The following is a 15,099-nucleotide window of genomic DNA, read 5'->3' as shown; positions in this document are numbered from 1 at the left end:
CGTTAGGTGATACCATCAAAATTTAGAGTCTCAATACATAGTAAGCAAGATCAAAAGCCGTCAGTTTTTGAAAAACATGAAAACTGACGACTTTTTTGAAAGGTATGAATAATTCAGGAATATTCTAAAACCAACTATATTCAAGGTATACACATCAAGTTATAGTAGGTGATTGTAACCGTGGATATTAATTCTATTATTGGAGAAAATATTAGAACAAAACGCAAAATTTTGGGATTAAGTCAAGAAAGACTAGCAGAGTATAGTCATCTCTCTACCAACTTTATTTCAAGGTTAGAATACACGAGCAATCAAAACATTAGCATCTAAAAGCTAAACCAAATTTCCCAAGCACTTGATACTGATATTTCCCAGCTACTAAAGAATACAGATAGTGAAAGAAAACCCGCAAAACTCCCGCCAAACGTAAACTACCTAATTAAAAAGTTTGAAGACATGAATCCAAATAAGGCAAATAGAATTGCAAAATATTTGTAAGCACCCAATAACTGACCGTATTGAATTATAAATTAAAGAAATGACCCGTCCTCGGTTTTTGATGGCGGGTCATTTCTTCCATGCTCTAAGCGGCTATGGTAATTCTATCGCCGTTGCTAAGGCACGACTAAAATTCCATGGTAAATAAGCTTCCAGATCTTCCTTTTTTGGAAATTCTGGTAGCTGCGGAATCTTTTCTAAAAGATGTGTAATATAATCACGCGGATCAACATGATTAGCTTTGGCTGATTCAATCAGTGTCATCCAGATTGCTGTAGCCTTAGCTCCAGCGGGACTGGTGCTGAAGGGCCAATTTTTTCGACCAATTACAAAACTCTTCATGTTACGCTCTGAGGCATTATTACTAAAATCTATCGAACCATAGTCGATGACTTTATTTAAGGCCGTTCGCTGATTTCGCGCATAAGTGATAGCCTTGCCCAGTCTACTTTTAGGCAGCTCATCGGCTCGATCAACGCTATCTAATACTGTTAAACAAGCCCATATTTTGCCAAAGAAAAGTGGTGTTAATTGCCACAAACCGGCAATTAACACCACTTATTTTTAGGTTTTTGTCCCAAACTCAATCATATCGTGTTGCGGCCGTCAATCATAGACGGTCAGTTATTAGGTGCTTACAAAAGAACGGCCACACCAACATTCAGAAGATGTTTGCGTGACCGTTTTGCTTACTGTAACTGGAGGTTAAAAGTGAAATTAACGTGCTGATTGCCGTAATGACGGTATTCTGACACCCAGAGCTGGTGAAACCAGACGCCTGCGTCTATCAGTGATACTGTGTTAATGAAAGACTAGTCGTCAATATAACTACTATCTGGGGTTAAGACGACTGCTACTAACACGCACCATCTTAGCTGAGAGTTCGCCAAATATGGGTTCAGCCGTGGGAGTTGTCTTAGCGGCGCGGTTCATGCCGCTTAGACAACTGGCGTCTTTGAGACGTGTTCTTCGGCTCAAAGCGAGGTGTCGAGACCGTTCTTTGGCTCGACCCGTCCGCCCCAGCGTTCCAACCCATATTTGGCGAACGGTAGGCGACCAGCTCGCATTGTGAGGCTGAAAACGACTATTTTTTACGTCATGAGTCGTATGATAACAGTAGTTCCAGCTGATTTTCGTCTTTCAACCCTTGCTTACTGTAATTTGGCCGGGATAATCATCTTATCCGGCGCGACCTGTTCACCCGCCAGTTGTCGGAGCATGAGTTCTGCCGAGCTGGCACCCATTAAAAAGGGATTTTGGGTAATCAACGTCAGCTTCGGTTCCATCCGGCGAATGAAATCCGTGTCGGCAAAACCGGTGGCCGTCACGTCTTGATTGTCGATCAGACCGGACACAATCAGATTGGGGAAGAATTCCAGCAACCAACGTTCCTTTAGGGCAAAGACCACCGTCTTCTGGTCGCTCTTGGCAATCAATTGCGTCAGGCGTTGGTGCACGTCACTGTGGTTATAGGACGTTTCGGACACCTCCAGCACATCCACGTTGTCGGCGGCTGCCTGAATCCCGCGAAACCGTTCCTGCCGCGTCCGACTAAGGGCCAGTTCGGACGTGACCACGACCACGTGTTGGTAGCCCTGCTTTTCAAAATACGTCGTCGCCGCCTTGGCTGCTTCGTAGTTGTCCGTGATTACTTGCGGCCACGGGCAAGCATCCATTTCCCGGTCAACGCTGACCACGGGCATCTGTTGGTGCAAGATTTCTCGCACCGTTTGCGGATTACTAAAGGACTGTAGAATCAGACCGTCAAAGCCGCGCGAGCCAATCGCCCGCAATAAGGTCTTTTCTCGCTCAATATCCGCGTTGGCATCCAACAGAACACCGATGTAGCCTTGGCTTTCCAGAATCGAACTGATTCCTTTAAAGAGTTCCGTCGAGAAGTAATCATCCACGTTAGCCACCATCACGGCAATCAGCTTGCTGGACTGGGTAATCATCTGTCGCGCGACCGAATTGGGCACGTATTTCAACTTGGTAATTGCGTCTTGGACCTTATCCGCCGTAGTCTTAGACATGCGGCCCAGATTGCCGTTGAGAAAGCGGGAAACCGTCGCAATCGACACGCCGGCCAACGCCGCAACATCCTTGATATTTGCATTTTTGTTTGCTTTCCGTGCCATCGCCTAGTTCGCTCCAATAAGTTAGTTTATGTCGATTACCCCGTTTATCGGGTAACATCATTCATTAGTTTAGCATGGTTTGTCCGTTCCGCGCAAAATTCCGTTTAACAAAAAAACAACGAACCGAGGCCCGTTGTTTTCCGCGTGGTCATTTCTATTCCATATTACTGTGAGTCGCCGCAGCCGAAGCGTTCGACACGTTGTCACGCCGGCTTAACTTCAAACACAGAACGTCTAACGTCAAATGCACGCTTTGATCAAATAACGTACTCAGGAGTTGAATGGACTTCACACCATCCCCACCCTTCGTGGCACCAGGTACCACGATCACGGCTTGGCCGACCTTGCCCAGCGGTGAATCGGCGTGGCTGGTGACGGAAATCACGGTAACCCCGTTAGCCGCAGCCTTTTCTGCCAGTTCCAAAATGCTAGCCGTCTTACCGGAACCAGAAACGGCCAACAACACGTCGCCTGCCTGAACGGATGGGGTAATCGTTTCCCCAATCACAAAGACCGTGTAGCCGATGTGCATCAACCGCATCGCAAACCCTTTGGCCATTAAGCCGGACCGACCCGCGCCCAGTACAAAGATGCGTTTATCCTTTTGAATCAGCTTTTCTGCCTGGTCTAATTGGCTTTCGTCAATCATCCCCATGACTTCATTTACTTCTTGCGTCACTTGTCCAATCAATGTCATTAGTGCATAACCTCCATAAATTTTTGAGCAGCGGCCACGGGATCGGCCGTCTTGACGATGGCGCTCCCGACGATAACGGACTCGGTAATGCCCTGCGTCGCCAGTTTTTGCGCCATTGCCAGGTCGATACCCCCGGCCACAGAAATGTGCTTGACTGCCGGATACTTGGCGTGGAAATCTGCCACCGTTGCGGCCGCATCAAAGCCAGCCCGCGAATCCTTGGCGTGGTGAATTCCGTAGATGGCGTCCGGATGGTCCACGATTTGGGCCGTCTTGGCGTCGGTAATCTCCATCATATCGATGAACATCTGCTTGCTCCGCGCCTGGGTCAGTTCGTAGACGCTGGTCAGGGTATCTGGCGAAGCCGCACCCATCACGGTCAAAATATCACCGACCGCGAAACCCTTGTCAAATTCATACTCGCCTTCGTCAATCGTCTTTAAATCCAACAATAGCTTGGCGTGCCGTAATTTCGGCAACTGCGCGTGAATCTGTTCCAAACCGTAGTCCTTGATCAAGGACGTTCCCAACTCAATAATATCGACCTGTTCGTCTAGCTGGCGAGCCAATGCCACGGCTCGGTCCAAGGTGACGCGATCAATTGCAACTTGTAAGTCCATTACGCTTCTGCCACTCCTTCTCTTTGATAAAATGCCTGTAACTCTGCTGGAGTCGGGTACCCGTCGTTATCGCCGTAAGTCTGTACCTGTAAGGCCCCGACCGCATTGCCGCGCATGACGGCTGACTTCAAGGACTTGTGTTCTAGTAATGCCGTCAAGACACCCATGGCAAACCCATCTCCGGCGCCAACCGTGTCGGCCACGTTGTCGACCTTAAAGCCCTTGACCAAATAACTATCGCCGTTATCACGCTTGACGAAGGCGCCCGCGGGTCCAACCTTGACGATGACCACCTTGGTCCGAGCACCTTGCAAATAGAAGTCCGCAATAGTCTCCGGATCAGCGGACCCCATGAGGATTTCCCCCTCTTCAACCCCGGGCAACACGATGTCGGCGTGCCCCGCGAGTTCATTTAGCGTGGCGACCATCTTCTCATGACTAGACCACAATGTTGGCCGTAAGTTCGGGTCAAAGGTCGTCAAAATATCGGCGTCTTCCAACCGTTGCAAGAGTGTCCGAAAGGCGGCTTCTGCGGTATCGGAAATAGCTGGGAAGATGCCAGACATGTGGGCCGCCTTGACGTCTGATAAATCAATTTGGTCCACGACCGCTGGCGTTAGGTGTGCCGCTGCGGAAGCACGCCGGTAGTTGTGCGTGGTCGGATTGCCTTGGGTGACGCGGTCCTTCAGCTGAAAGGCCGTCCAGTTTTGCGAATCGCGGCTAATGTAACGCGTTCCCACGTGATGGGACTTGATGGTCTTGATCACGTAGTCGCCCAGGGGCTCTTCGCCTACTTGAGAAACGTAGTCCACGGAATGGCCCAGCCGCTGGGCCCCAATCGCAACGTTCAGCTCGGCACCGCCCAAAATTTTATGGAATTCCAGGGCGTCACGCAGGGAAACATCCGGTTCTTTGGAGGCAAACGTCACAATTGGTTCGCCCATCGTTAAAATTTCACTCATCTTAGTTATCCTCTTTTCGAAATATTTAGCCGAAGAAGCAGTACACTAGCAATTCGTTAATAATCGACACAGCCCACATGATGGGTACCCCGTGTTTCAGGAAGTCCTTGGTCTGAACCTTCATATAGTCCAGTCCCCAGACGTTCCAAGACTGGGTAATGTCGGTGGAAACGGCCAGCAAGGTAGGCACGTACAATAGCGGTAGGAGAAAGGCATCGCTGAACAAGCCAATCCCAGACAGAACTGCCGCCGTGGCAGCCCCGGCACCCCAAACGTGAAATGGTCCACGGAACAACGCCAGCGGTGCCAAAATCCCAAAGGCCAAGGCCAGGACCAACATGTTGTGTGGCAATACCGCTTCAAATAACGGCCGGAACCGCACCGCATCCATGGATGCCGCCCCACTGAACATGATTAGAGCCATCAAGAACATGATCAGACCGGCAATATCGCTGATGGCCTGCTTGATGGTGCTGTTCAAGAACGTGACGAACTTCTGATACCCCTTGAATTTGCCGGTCAACAGCATCGCCAGCAAGGTGGCCAGCGTCAGTGCCGGAATCGCATCCCATTTGAATAACATATTCATCAAAACGGGGACGATTGGCACGATGAAGGCCAACTTAGGGACCTTCACGTCGGCAGCCTGTTTGGTCTCCGCGCCGATGATCCGCAGATTTTCGTCGGCCTTGCTGGGGTCGATCTTTTTACGGTGCCAGAAAACAAAGATCATGACGGCGACCAATTGTACCAACGTGGCGCAGACCCCAAAGACCAGATAAGTCCCGCCGTATTGGGCCTTGGGGAAGAACGCCTTGATTTGGTTGTAAAGCACGACGTTTAAGTACATCGGGGCCCCGATGGCCATGGAGAAGGCCGACAGCGCAATGTCGCGGGGCAACCCGACCGACAACATGATGGGCAGTAAAATCACCCCAATAGCAATCACAGAGCCCACGCCGTAAGCACTAACAAAGATGAAAGCCGTGACGATGATGACCAGCAGAATGGCCAACAATGGCCGTTTTTTCCCCACTTGATTGGTGGCTTCGGAAATGGCTGGCGCAATCCCACTGTCGACCAATACCCGGCCGAACCAAGACCCGAAGACAATGTAGATGATGGTCGGCCCGTAGTTCAAGGCGGGTTCGGCGAAGACCTTTTGAATCACTTGGTCCGCCGGAATCTGACCGATGATGGCCCAGAGAATCGCCATGATGAAGAAGCCAATCATCAGGTTGCCACCCTTGACGATGTAATAGATGAAACCAGCGAACGTCAGCAATAATAGGATGGCGCTAATCGTTGAACCCATGCTAATCACCTACTTCCGCCCGCAGCAAGTGTAACTGCTGGGTAATCTCGGCGTCGGTCGCCATTGGGTATTCCAAGGCAAAGTGAACGTCGTGAGGCAGGAGCTTTAGCAATTGGCGCCAATCATAAATGCCCGTATCCAGGTCAGCTGTCGTTTGCAGCTGGCCATTTTGGTCACTGGTATTTTTCAAATGAATGTAATGCGTCTCTGCCGCTAATGCGCGGGCAGCTGCGGCGGCATCCCCGTGGGTAAAGGCCCAGTTGCCCAGGTCGTAGACGTAGCCGATATTGGCCGTCGTGGCCTGGTGTGCCGCTGTCAAAAAGGCTTGAATCGCCGCCACTGTGCCAGAAACCGGCGTTTGGTCATTTTCCACGTTCATCTCGATTTGGTCGAGTGGCAGCTGACCTAATGCTTGCGCCAAGTCACCCGTGAAGCGGTCGAAGTGGCCCGTGTTGAATTTGATTTTAGCAATGCCCATGGCCTGGCCTTCCGCAAAGTAGGTCGGCAGTTGTGGATTCAGCCGTCCGTCTGGCAAGAAGACCTCGTCGGGCACACTGTAGTTGACGACAAGGCCCAGCTTCTTAGCCAATTGACCGACAGCGACGGTCTCGCGGGCGATGTCCGTGAAGTATTCGCGCCGAACCTCGATGCCATCGGCACCCAGGTCGGCCACCTTTTGGGTCAATGCGACTTGTGACGTTCCTTGCTTGACCAATGCTTCAAACACCCACGTATTTAAAATAACTGTCATGATTTTTCCTCCATCTCAGTACTTATTGAGCTGACTGACCCGCTCAAGTAATTGTTCAAAACTCATATCTTTAAACTTAACCGTTTTCATTGCGAAGTTTTGGGCCTCCGCCTGGTTAAAATCGTTAGCCAGGTAAAATGCCGTGAGGTAACTTAACAGGTAACTCTTGGCCGCCGGGGTAATCTGACTGGTCGCAATCCCCGCCTGCGTCGCCGCATTGGCAAATCCACGGGCAAACGCCGCTGAATCAATGACTGTTCTATCTGCCATTTCTGAGACCTCCATCATCATTTCTTTGTTCAAAAGCCAGCTGGTGATTTCATGAGGTTATGGTAAACGTTTTCCCAATTCTTGTCAAACGTTTTTCTCTGGATTCTTACGGCTTTAAATCGCATGGATTGACTGGATTCCTTGGTGCTACTGATTTTCTTAGGTAAACGTTATCCCAAAAATATTTTTTTCGTTATTACCAGTGATTCTCCTAAATTGCTTTTAAAAAAACGGGCCCCATCAGCCCAAAATCCGCTGATGAAGCCCGTTACTTATTCATTTTTTCCAATTAATCTTTCAAATCAAACAGTTTCGTCTTGTAAGTCACATCTTGCTGGTGTGCAATGTTGCTGATCTTAATCGTGTAAGTATGGTTCCGCTTAATTTTAACAAACGACGGTTCATAGTAAACCGTTGTCCCAAACCAGCCGTAAGCATCCCCACTAATGCCCACCTCAGAAACATGAACATTCTTATGGATCGTATCATCCGTCACCTTAACTGTTGGTTTCGCAGCATTTGATCCCAAATCATGGTCAAATGAGACGGACCAAACCGTATCCGCTGCAGCCTGCTTCGGAAAGACGCCTGCCTTAGGGAAGGCCACCGTTGACGGTGAATAATCACCGTCGTGACTACCAAAGACCTTCAAGTCATTATAGTCACCGGCCTGACCAACGCCGACTTTGGCGATACCACCCAAGATCCACTCCCGGTGTCCCGGAACCATGCTTGTCATGTTGTTGCCATCGTTTACGTACCCTAAAATATTGTCGTATGGCTTAGTTAATCCTTCACTCAAATTACTCGAGTCTGTCGCATCGGCTCCGCGTTGCCAGTCAGCCTTTGACACGAAACTGGGTCTGTTGAGGCCGACCAACCCGTGAGACAGGCCTTTTCCTGCCGCAGCCAACGTCGCTACACCATATTGCGCCTCGGTGTTCCACCCAGCATCGGCCGTCACGGGTGACAGGCCGTACATCTTACGGTAAAAGTTAATCGAATCGACCGTCGCGTTCACGTATTTGGCACTCAACTTACCTGGAGCAAAGTGGCCCTTTACGGATGGCTTCTGCACATACATCCCCTTGGTGGTATTGGCAATCTGTTTAAATTGCTTACGGTACGTCGCAATCTGTTTGCGTTCACTGGCGGTAAAGGCCTTCTTTTCAGCCGCTTTGGCCTTCTTGGCTTTTTTCACCTTCGCCTGATAAGCCGCCGACCGGTGATCGCTATCCTTTAGAATTTTGACATGCTTCTTGGCAACGTAACCCACTAGGTGACCGTTCTTCTTAGCCAGCTGACGGTAGCTAACGTGTTTCCCGTTGGTCAATTTTAAGGTATACATGGTGTCAGACCAAAAGATTTTTTGTTTGGTCTTGGACTTCTTTTTCAAATTTAACGATTTATAAATCGGGCCCTTCGTCACGACATATTGCTTCGCCCATGGCGTCGATTGCCAGCCCCAGCTACTGATTTTTGCCTGCTTTTTCGCCTGAGCCGGCGTTGCGCCGCCGACACTCCCGACTGCCAGGGTGACTAAGCTAGCCGCGATGATTCGCGTGTACCATTTCATGTTAATCCCTCCGAATTTCTATGTATTAATTATTTTAACAACATCCTTAATCATACGAGTCTTACTACCGAAAAGCCATTGCACCTTGCACACGACGCCACACTGAATTCTGCCTGACCATCATCACTTCAAACGCCGCCATCACGCCAATTTGCGGCCCAGGTTCTATTGCTTTTCTGTCCTAGCAGCGGTAGAATTGTCCTTGTTAAAACCATTATTCAGGCGGATTATCCGCTCGTGAACGATATATAAAGGTGGCCTGACACATTGTTTTTCGGCTGTGGAAGCGGTAAAATAATCCTTGTTAGGGTACCTATACAGGCATATTATACCTCATCATTACATACAAAGGTGGACACCTCTATGAAAAAGTTAATTGGCGGCTTGGCTGCGCTCAGTCTGGGCCTCTTGCTGGGCACGGCTCCCAGTGGCCTGGCGTACGCGAAAACCACGTCGTCTAGCGCTGCGACCACGACCAGTCAAACGACCACGACCGACCAGAATGTCAGCAGTCAGGAATCTGAGTCATCCTCGGCATCATCTGAGTCCAGCGCCGAGTCCGAGTCGACGACTAAGCCGAAACCCAAGCCTAAGCCAAAACCGAAACCGACTTATCGCAAGATTTTGAACAAGCAGGTCGTCAACTACTACACCAAGATTGGCGCCAATAAGAAGCATAACTACAAGGTCTCCAAGTCCGGTGGTGCCAAATCCTCGGCCAAGAACATGAAGGCCATTTCGACCGGGCGGCATTACGCCAATCGGAAGGTGCACATCACCCGTGAGGAGACCATGGCCGATGGCACCTGGCTGAAATTTACCTACAAGCACACGCAGACCGGTTGGATTCACCGCAACGGGACGGTCAAGTCTTACCGCTGGCTGAATGTTCCCCTGATTGCCCAACGGCCACAACTACCGACCGGTTGTGAGATCACGGCCACGACCATGATGCTGAAATACGCCGGCGCCAAGGTCACCAAGATGTCGTTGGCTAAGGAAATGCCGCGCAGTTCGAACCCGAACAAGGGCTTTGTCGGCAGTCCCTACTCGCGGTCCGGCTGGTGGATCTATCCCAAGGGCCTCATGTCGACCGTGAAAGCTCACCTGGGTTCGGCCAAGAATATGACTGGCGCCTCATTTAAGAAGATGAAGGGCCAAATCAATCAAGGCCATCCCGTTGTCATTTGGGTCGCGGGCGTCGATGGCTTCGTCAACCACGCCATCACGTTGTCCGGCTACAGCAGTAAGCGGGCCTACTACAACGACCCGTGGACCAAGAAAAAGACCAGCATGACGTTGGCCAATTTACACAATCACCGCAAGCACGACGCTTATCGGGCGCTGAGTTATTAAATTTAAGGAAGCGAATCTCATGAAGAAAACGTGGCGTCACTGGGTGCGCACGCTTGGAATGGCCGCAAGGAACACGTCGAAGCCATGATCAAGCAAGCCTACAAGTACAAGGGTAACCCTTATTTGGTCGGCTCCTCATCCAAACCTATTTACGGCACGGACTGTTCTGGACTGGTCATGCAGGCCTTGTACGCTGGGGGCATCAACCCCAAGCCAGTAAGCGCCATTCACCACGCCTTCCCGGGCAACGAATGGAACTCACGGAACCTCTGGGCTAGCAAGAAGTTCCAGCACGTGGCCTACAGTCACAAACGCCGCGGCGACCTGGTCTTCTACTATCAACCAGGGACCCACACGATTTGGCACGTGGCCCTGTACTTAGGTAAGGGCAAGGTCATCGAAAGCTGGCCACCACGCATCATGGTCCAACCGATCAAGAACGGACAACGTTCCTACGTCGCGGGCATTGCGCGGGTATTCCACTAAAGATTAATGATTAAGCGGTCACACCTATTGGGGCGTGGCCGCTTTTGTTGTGGCATTTATCTATCTGAGATAGTTCTCATAGCGGGGACTGGCCGCCTCCAGCTCGCCAAATATGAGTTGGAACGCGGTGGGCGGACCGGACCGAGCCTGAAACCCGGTCTCGGCCTCGCTTTGAGCCGAAGTTCACGTCTCAAAGACGCCAGTTGCCTAAGCGGCATGAATCGCGCCGCCAAGGCAACTCCCACGGCTGAACTCATATTGGGCGAACTTCCGGCTACAGAACCGATGCCAATAACAATTTGCTTAGCCTGTGATAGCCATTAGCTGGCCGACTAACTTCTAATAAAACAATCTCGCTAGGAACAACCAGGATGGGACCGGCTATATCATTGATATTGTCTGGCATTAATGAGTAAAAGCTACTTTCACTCGTTGAAGGAGATTTAATTGTCATTCCATGTTATTATACAGTAACAAACGTTATCGGTTCTACCATCTCTAGAAAAGAGGCCGCTCATGAAAATCATCAACCACATTACGTCAACCGATATCACCGGCAACGAGATTGCCTATACCGTCATCGCCGTTCAAGAGACTGCCATGATTGCTGGTGACCCACTGGAAAATACACACTATTACTGGGTCCCGGCTGGTGCTGACCTAAACGACACCGCTAATTATCTGGAACCGCTGGATCAGATTGACCAGAACTTTGACACTGATTATCAGCTTTACCGGGAACAATATGGCTTTTTGTTCCCAGAAGGAATCAAGGCCGCCCGCGCGGGACTGGGATTAACGCTCCGTGAAACGGCGTTGTTGTTGGCTATGAGTTTTAGTACATTATCCAACATTGAGAATGGCCTAGTCCTACAGTCACTCGATCAAGAAATCAAGTTACGCCTGCTCACCCAACCAGCCGCCCTCACCGAGCACGTTCGCCAACACCAGCAACTGTTTGCGTCACGGGCCACGCGACAATCGCTCGATGCTAGAAAACTTTTCGCCAAATTACACCTACCACTGCCCCAATGACGGTCCAGCGAGCCGCCCATCCCACCTTTCTAAGAAATTCTTATTTAACACTTAGAAAACGGCAATAGTTGTGACCCGAAATTACTTGTAAACTACGGGTAGGCTGGCGGTCATCATCGGCACCGCCTCCCTTTAAACTTGTCATTATTGCCTAGGAGGCTCATTTTCATGCAAAAATCTGTTTCCCTGTCCCCCGCGCTTCCGCCAAAACCGAAGTCGCGGTCCTTCTCATTTAAAGGGTTCTTACCATTTTTGATTCCCGTGCTCGTCGTCGTCATCTGGCAGCTCAGCAGTAGTCTGGGGTGGCTGTCGACCAACATCTTGCCGTCACCGTGGGCCGTCTTAAAGGACGGTGTCAAGCTGACGCAAACGGGCGAACTGCCTAAGAACATGAGTATCAGTCTGTACCGGGCCACCTTAGGGTTGGTGATTGGTGGTGGATTGGGCTTCATCCTGGGCTTTTTAAACGGGATGTCCAACACGGCTCGCCTGCTGTTCGACTCCTCCATCCAAATGGTCCGCAACGTGCCCCACTTGGCGCTGATCCCGCTGATCATCCTGTGGTTGGGGATCAACGAATCCGCCAAGATCTCGCTGGTGGCCATCGGGACCATGTTCCCGGTCTACATCAACACCTTCAACGGGATTCGTAACGTCGACCCGGACCTGATTGAAATGGGTAAGTCCTACAATTTATCCAAACGTGAACTATTTCAAAAAATTATCTTCCCCGCAGCCTTACCGCAAGTGCTGGTCGGCGTGCGCTACGCCCTGGGTGTGATGTGGACCACGCTGATTGTGGCCGAAACCATTTCCGCCAACTCCGGTATCGGCTACATGTCGACCAACGCCGAAGACTTCGTGGACATGGAAACAGTCATCTTGTGTATCGTGATCTACGCCATCCTCGGGAAGATTTCTGACCTGGTCGCCAAGAGTTTTGAAACGCTCTTCCTCGACTGGCAGACGCTGGGAAGGAGCAATAACTAATGACCACCAAACCAGAAATTACCATCGACCACATCGGTAAGGATTACGGCCAAATCACCGCGCTAGGTGACGTCAGCTTTAACATCGAACCCGGCGAATTTCTCGCCCTCGTCGGCATGAGTGGTGGCGGGAAAAGTACCCTGCTGCGGATGATTGCCGGCTTGGAAACGCCCACGCGCGGCCAAGTCCTGTTCAATCACCAGACCCGTGAAGACTCCGCAGTCGTCATTCGCGTGATGTTTCAAGAAGACCGGCTGTTGCCATGGATGACGGTGCTCGACAACCTGTCGTTTAAAAGCCACGACGCCCAACAACAGGCCGAAGCCAAGAAGCTCTTGCACCTGGTCGACTTGGACGAATACGCCCAACAGTTCCCCAACCAGTTATCCGGGGGGCAAAAGCAACGGGTCGCTCTGGCCCGCGCCTTGATGTCGCATCCGCAAGTCCTGTTGCTCGACGAACCGCTGGGCGCCCTGGACGCCTTGACTCGGCGGAAAATGCAGGACCTGATCCTGCGCATCTGTGAGCAACAACAGCTCACGACTATCCTGGTCACCCATGACGTCAACGAAGCCGCCCGCATGGCGGACCGCATCGTGGTCATGAAACACGAGACCAACTACGCCGAATTCAACGGCCCCGCCGACCGTCACGACGCCGGCCAAGTCGGCCTTGTCGCCGAAGATGTGCTCGACGCCATCTTGCACGACAAGGTACCAGAATCTTAACATTGCGATGAAAAGTCCCAGTCACGGGTTGCGCCGGTGGCTGGGACTTTTTTGGGTGCTATTTAAAAATAGCAATCTCACGCAACGCGTGCCGCAAGTTGATCGCGTCCCACGGCATGTGCTCAGCAATGCTGAAGCCCACGATGTCTGCGTGTTGACTGACGTCGTGCATGACCCGCACGATTTGGCGCAGCGCCATTTGCCCGACGGCGGCACCGAAGTCACTGACAGCCGTGTGGGGTTGGGCCGGTAGAATCGAGCGGAAATCCGCGGGTGTCAAGACGTCGAGATCAAAATGGACCGCCAGATGCGTCAGTTGTTCGGCCGCCAGCCAATCCAGAATCGACTGACTGTCGCTGGCCAGGTCTTCCGGCGTGGCGTAGCGAATTCCCAGCGCGTCGACGGCCTGATCCATCGGCCGCAACGCCGCGTGGTCCAAGCCACCGTACATCAGCTGCCGCGGCAAGATGGGGTTGGCAACGGCCTTGCTGAAGTCAGGGTCGCCCTTGCCCAACAGGTTAGCCACCACCATTTCGTGCACGTGTTGAGACGTGCTGGGGTCAGCGATGTCCGGGTGCACGTCTAACCACAGCACGCCCAGGCGCTCGCCGTATTTGCCGCTGAGATAGTCAAAAGGCGCTTCTGAGATGGAGCAGTCTCCGCCGGCCGTAATCACACGGTCTGGCTGCTTAACGTCTAAAATCGACTTGGTCTCGGCCATCTGCTGTAACAACACCGGCTTGCCAGCCACGCCATCAGTGGCCGTTTGGCTGGCCGCCAAATTTGTCGATACCGGCACGTGAATCGTCTCAGCCTGGTCGTCTGGCGGTAAGACCTGCGCCAACAATTCCGCCCCAAACAAATAATCTGGATTGACACCGCCCTGCCATTGCGGCAAGATCAGCCGCACGGTCCGTTGCTCACTCATCAAAATTCCACCCTTCTGTGAAGTCTGTCACTAGCTTCAGTTTAGGGGTTCAGGGCATCTTTGGCAATCGTTTCCACACAAAAATCCGTTTGACCACAGTGCGGACAGGTCAACTTGCGGGTGCGTGGACTGTGGCCGGCCCAAAAGGCTTGCCAGAAGCGCGGTTGAAAGGTTGTGTGGCAGTGCGGACAGGTGTAGGCCACTTGCAAAAAGTAGTGACGCGTCAGGCCAATCGCCACCAGTACGGCCACGAGCATGGCGCCGCCAAAGACCCACCAGTTGCCGGTCAGCCAGGAATAGACCAACCCGGCCATCTCCAAGGCGTCCATCACCAGACCGCCACCCACCAAGCGTAAATGAACTTGACGTAAAGCACGTTGATTTGCCATTAGTCGATCCATGTCCTGAATGGATTTGAGTGGTAAATTAGCCGCGCCGGTCAGGCTCTTGCGGACTGCCGTCACGGTTTTCAGCTGAGCCACCGCCTGGTCACGGTCATGTTCCAGACGCTGAGCCTGTTCCGCTAACAGGAGTTCCAGCACCGGCTGGGCGTTGTCGCTGGTCAAAGTTTCCCGAATCGCCGCCAACTTTAAGCCCATACTCTTCAACAATAAAATCAGCTTGAGCGTCGCGGCATCGTCTGCCGTATAGATACGGCGGCCGCCTTCACTCGTGGCCGTGGGTTTTAACAGGTCCTTTTGATCATAGTACTGCAGCGTTCGCACGGAAATACCAGCGCGTTTGGCCAA

At 51.6% G+C, this 15,099-nt stretch carries 16 protein-coding genes and 1 pseudogene; 6 read left to right on the top strand and 11 right to left on the bottom strand.

The window, feature by feature from the left end:
• The first annotated feature begins 168 nt into the window (after positions 1–168).
• Positions 169–330, top strand: a complete 162-nt coding sequence (locus EGT51_RS13230; RefSeq protein WP_135368974.1) for a helix-turn-helix domain-containing protein — start codon at positions 169–171, stop codon at positions 328–330.
• 261 nt (positions 331–591) lie between these two features.
• Here EGT51_RS13230 and EGT51_RS13025 read toward each other — a convergent pair whose 3' ends face one another.
• The 9 genes from EGT51_RS13025 to EGT51_RS12180 all read right to left on the bottom strand — a co-directional run bounded on the left by EGT51_RS13025 (position 592) and on the right by EGT51_RS12180 (position 8,827).
• The gene (locus EGT51_RS13025; protein ID WP_167850207.1) at positions 592–1,038 is read right to left on the bottom strand and encodes an IS66 family transposase; all 447 of its coding nucleotides are present in this window, start codon (positions 1,036–1,038) and stop codon (positions 592–594) included.
• A gap of 611 nt (positions 1,039–1,649) precedes the next feature.
• A complete protein-coding gene (locus EGT51_RS12215) occupies positions 1,650–2,636 on the bottom strand; it encodes a LacI family DNA-binding transcriptional regulator (RefSeq protein ID WP_135368973.1) in 987 nt (328 codons plus the stop codon).
• Positions 2,637–2,790: 154 nt separating this feature from the next.
• Entirely contained in the window at positions 2,791–3,333 is a 543-nt protein-coding gene (gene hxlB, locus EGT51_RS12210; protein ID WP_135368972.1) for a 6-phospho-3-hexuloisomerase, read from the bottom strand.
• Positions 3,333–3,953 carry an orotidine 5'-phosphate decarboxylase / HUMPS family protein gene (locus EGT51_RS12205; RefSeq protein WP_135368971.1) on the bottom strand — a complete coding sequence of 207 codons (621 nt, stop codon included), beginning with the start codon at positions 3,951–3,953 and terminating at the stop codon, positions 3,333–3,335. Before EGT51_RS12205 ends, hxlB begins: the two co-directional genes overlap by 1 nt.
• A complete protein-coding gene (locus EGT51_RS12200) occupies positions 3,953–4,915 on the bottom strand; it encodes a sugar kinase (protein ID WP_135368970.1) in 963 nt (320 codons plus the stop codon). Before EGT51_RS12200 ends, EGT51_RS12205 begins: the two co-directional genes overlap by 1 nt.
• Before the next feature lie 25 nt (positions 4,916–4,940).
• Entirely contained in the window at positions 4,941–6,230 is a 1,290-nt protein-coding gene (locus tag EGT51_RS12195) for an SLC13 family permease (RefSeq protein ID WP_135368969.1), read from the bottom strand.
• Position 6,231: 1 nt separating this feature from the next.
• Positions 6,232–6,981, bottom strand: coding sequence for a sugar phosphate isomerase/epimerase family protein (locus tag EGT51_RS12190; protein WP_135368968.1), 750 nt, complete (start codon positions 6,979–6,981; stop codon positions 6,232–6,234).
• A 15-nt stretch (positions 6,982–6,996) separates the two neighbouring features.
• Entirely contained in the window at positions 6,997–7,251 is a 255-nt protein-coding gene (locus EGT51_RS12185) for a hypothetical protein (RefSeq protein ID WP_135368967.1), read from the bottom strand.
• A gap of 289 nt (positions 7,252–7,540) precedes the next feature.
• On the bottom strand, positions 7,541–8,827 hold the full coding sequence (locus tag EGT51_RS12180) for a CAP domain-containing protein (protein WP_135368966.1): 1,287 nt from the start codon (positions 8,825–8,827) through the stop codon (positions 7,541–7,543).
• 363 nt (positions 8,828–9,190) lie between these two features.
• Here EGT51_RS12180 and EGT51_RS12175 point away from each other — a divergent pair, with 363 nt between their 5' ends.
• The 5 genes and pseudogenes from EGT51_RS12175 (at position 9,191) to EGT51_RS12155 (ending at position 13,422) form a co-directional block, all read left to right on the top strand.
• A complete protein-coding gene (locus tag EGT51_RS12175; RefSeq protein WP_135368965.1) occupies positions 9,191–10,183 on the top strand; it encodes a C39 family peptidase in 993 nt (330 codons plus the stop codon).
• 30 nt (positions 10,184–10,213) lie between these two features.
• Positions 10,214–10,669 (top strand): annotated as a pseudogene (locus EGT51_RS12170) (C40 family peptidase); the annotation flags it as partial.
• A gap of 516 nt (positions 10,670–11,185) precedes the next feature.
• Positions 11,186–11,704 (top strand): helix-turn-helix domain-containing protein, encoded by a 519-nt coding sequence (locus EGT51_RS12165; RefSeq protein WP_135368964.1) that lies wholly within the window; start codon positions 11,186–11,188, stop codon positions 11,702–11,704.
• A 168-nt stretch (positions 11,705–11,872) separates the two neighbouring features.
• Positions 11,873–12,694 carry an ABC transporter permease subunit gene (locus EGT51_RS12160; RefSeq protein WP_135368963.1) on the top strand — a complete coding sequence of 274 codons (822 nt, stop codon included), beginning with the start codon at positions 11,873–11,875 and terminating at the stop codon, positions 12,692–12,694.
• Entirely contained in the window at positions 12,694–13,422 is a 729-nt protein-coding gene (locus EGT51_RS12155) for an ABC transporter ATP-binding protein (protein ID WP_135368962.1), read from the top strand. The genes EGT51_RS12160 and EGT51_RS12155 overlap by 1 nt, the downstream gene beginning before the upstream one ends.
• A gap of 58 nt (positions 13,423–13,480) precedes the next feature.
• On the opposite strand, the gene EGT51_RS12150 is transcribed toward EGT51_RS12155, so the two are convergent.
• Both EGT51_RS12150 and EGT51_RS12145 read right to left on the bottom strand, forming a co-directional pair.
• Complete coding sequence (locus tag EGT51_RS12150; RefSeq protein WP_135368961.1) at positions 13,481–14,350, bottom strand: arginase family protein; 870 nt, start codon at positions 14,348–14,350, stop codon at positions 13,481–13,483.
• A gap of 41 nt (positions 14,351–14,391) precedes the next feature.
• A partial coding sequence (locus EGT51_RS12145) for a MerR family transcriptional regulator (RefSeq protein ID WP_135368960.1) occupies positions 14,392–15,099 on the bottom strand: 708 nt, incomplete at its 5' end.

Source organism: Levilactobacillus suantsaiihabitans, from assembly GCF_004745505.1.
Lineage (GTDB): Bacteria > Bacillota > Bacilli > Lactobacillales > Lactobacillaceae > Levilactobacillus > Levilactobacillus suantsaiihabitans.
Note: the sequence above shows the minus strand (reverse complement) of the source record. Positions and strands in the feature narration are given on the sequence as shown.

Coding starts and splice junctions, on each gene's coding strand:
- EGT51_RS12215 (WP_135368973.1), bottom strand. CDS start 2,636: ATGGCACGGAAAGCAAACAAAAATGCAAATATCAAGGATGTTGCGGCG.
- hxlB (WP_135368972.1), bottom strand. CDS start 3,333: ATGACATTGATTGGACAAGTGACGCAAGAAGTAAATGAAGTCATGGGG.
- EGT51_RS12205 (WP_135368971.1), bottom strand. CDS start 3,953: ATGGACTTACAAGTTGCAATTGATCGCGTCACCTTGGACCGAGCCGTG.
- EGT51_RS12200 (WP_135368970.1), bottom strand. CDS start 4,915: ATGAGTGAAATTTTAACGATGGGCGAACCAATTGTGACGTTTGCCTCC.
- EGT51_RS12195 (WP_135368969.1), bottom strand. CDS start 6,230: ATGGGTTCAACGATTAGCGCCATCCTATTATTGCTGACGTTCGCTGGT.
- EGT51_RS12190 (WP_135368968.1), bottom strand. CDS start 6,981: ATGACAGTTATTTTAAATACGTGGGTGTTTGAAGCATTGGTCAAGCAA.
- EGT51_RS12185 (WP_135368967.1), bottom strand. CDS start 7,251: ATGGCAGATAGAACAGTCATTGATTCAGCGGCGTTTGCCCGTGGATTT.
- EGT51_RS12180 (WP_135368966.1), bottom strand. CDS start 8,827: ATGAAATGGTACACGCGAATCATCGCGGCTAGCTTAGTCACCCTGGCA.
- EGT51_RS12175 (WP_135368965.1), top strand. CDS start 9,191: ATGAAAAAGTTAATTGGCGGCTTGGCTGCGCTCAGTCTGGGCCTCTTG.
- EGT51_RS12165 (WP_135368964.1), top strand. CDS start 11,186: ATGAAAATCATCAACCACATTACGTCAACCGATATCACCGGCAACGAG.
- EGT51_RS12160 (WP_135368963.1), top strand. CDS start 11,873: ATGCAAAAATCTGTTTCCCTGTCCCCCGCGCTTCCGCCAAAACCGAAG.
- EGT51_RS12155 (WP_135368962.1), top strand. CDS start 12,694: ATGACCACCAAACCAGAAATTACCATCGACCACATCGGTAAGGATTAC.
- EGT51_RS12150 (WP_135368961.1), bottom strand. CDS start 14,350: ATGAGTGAGCAACGGACCGTGCGGCTGATCTTGCCGCAATGGCAGGGC.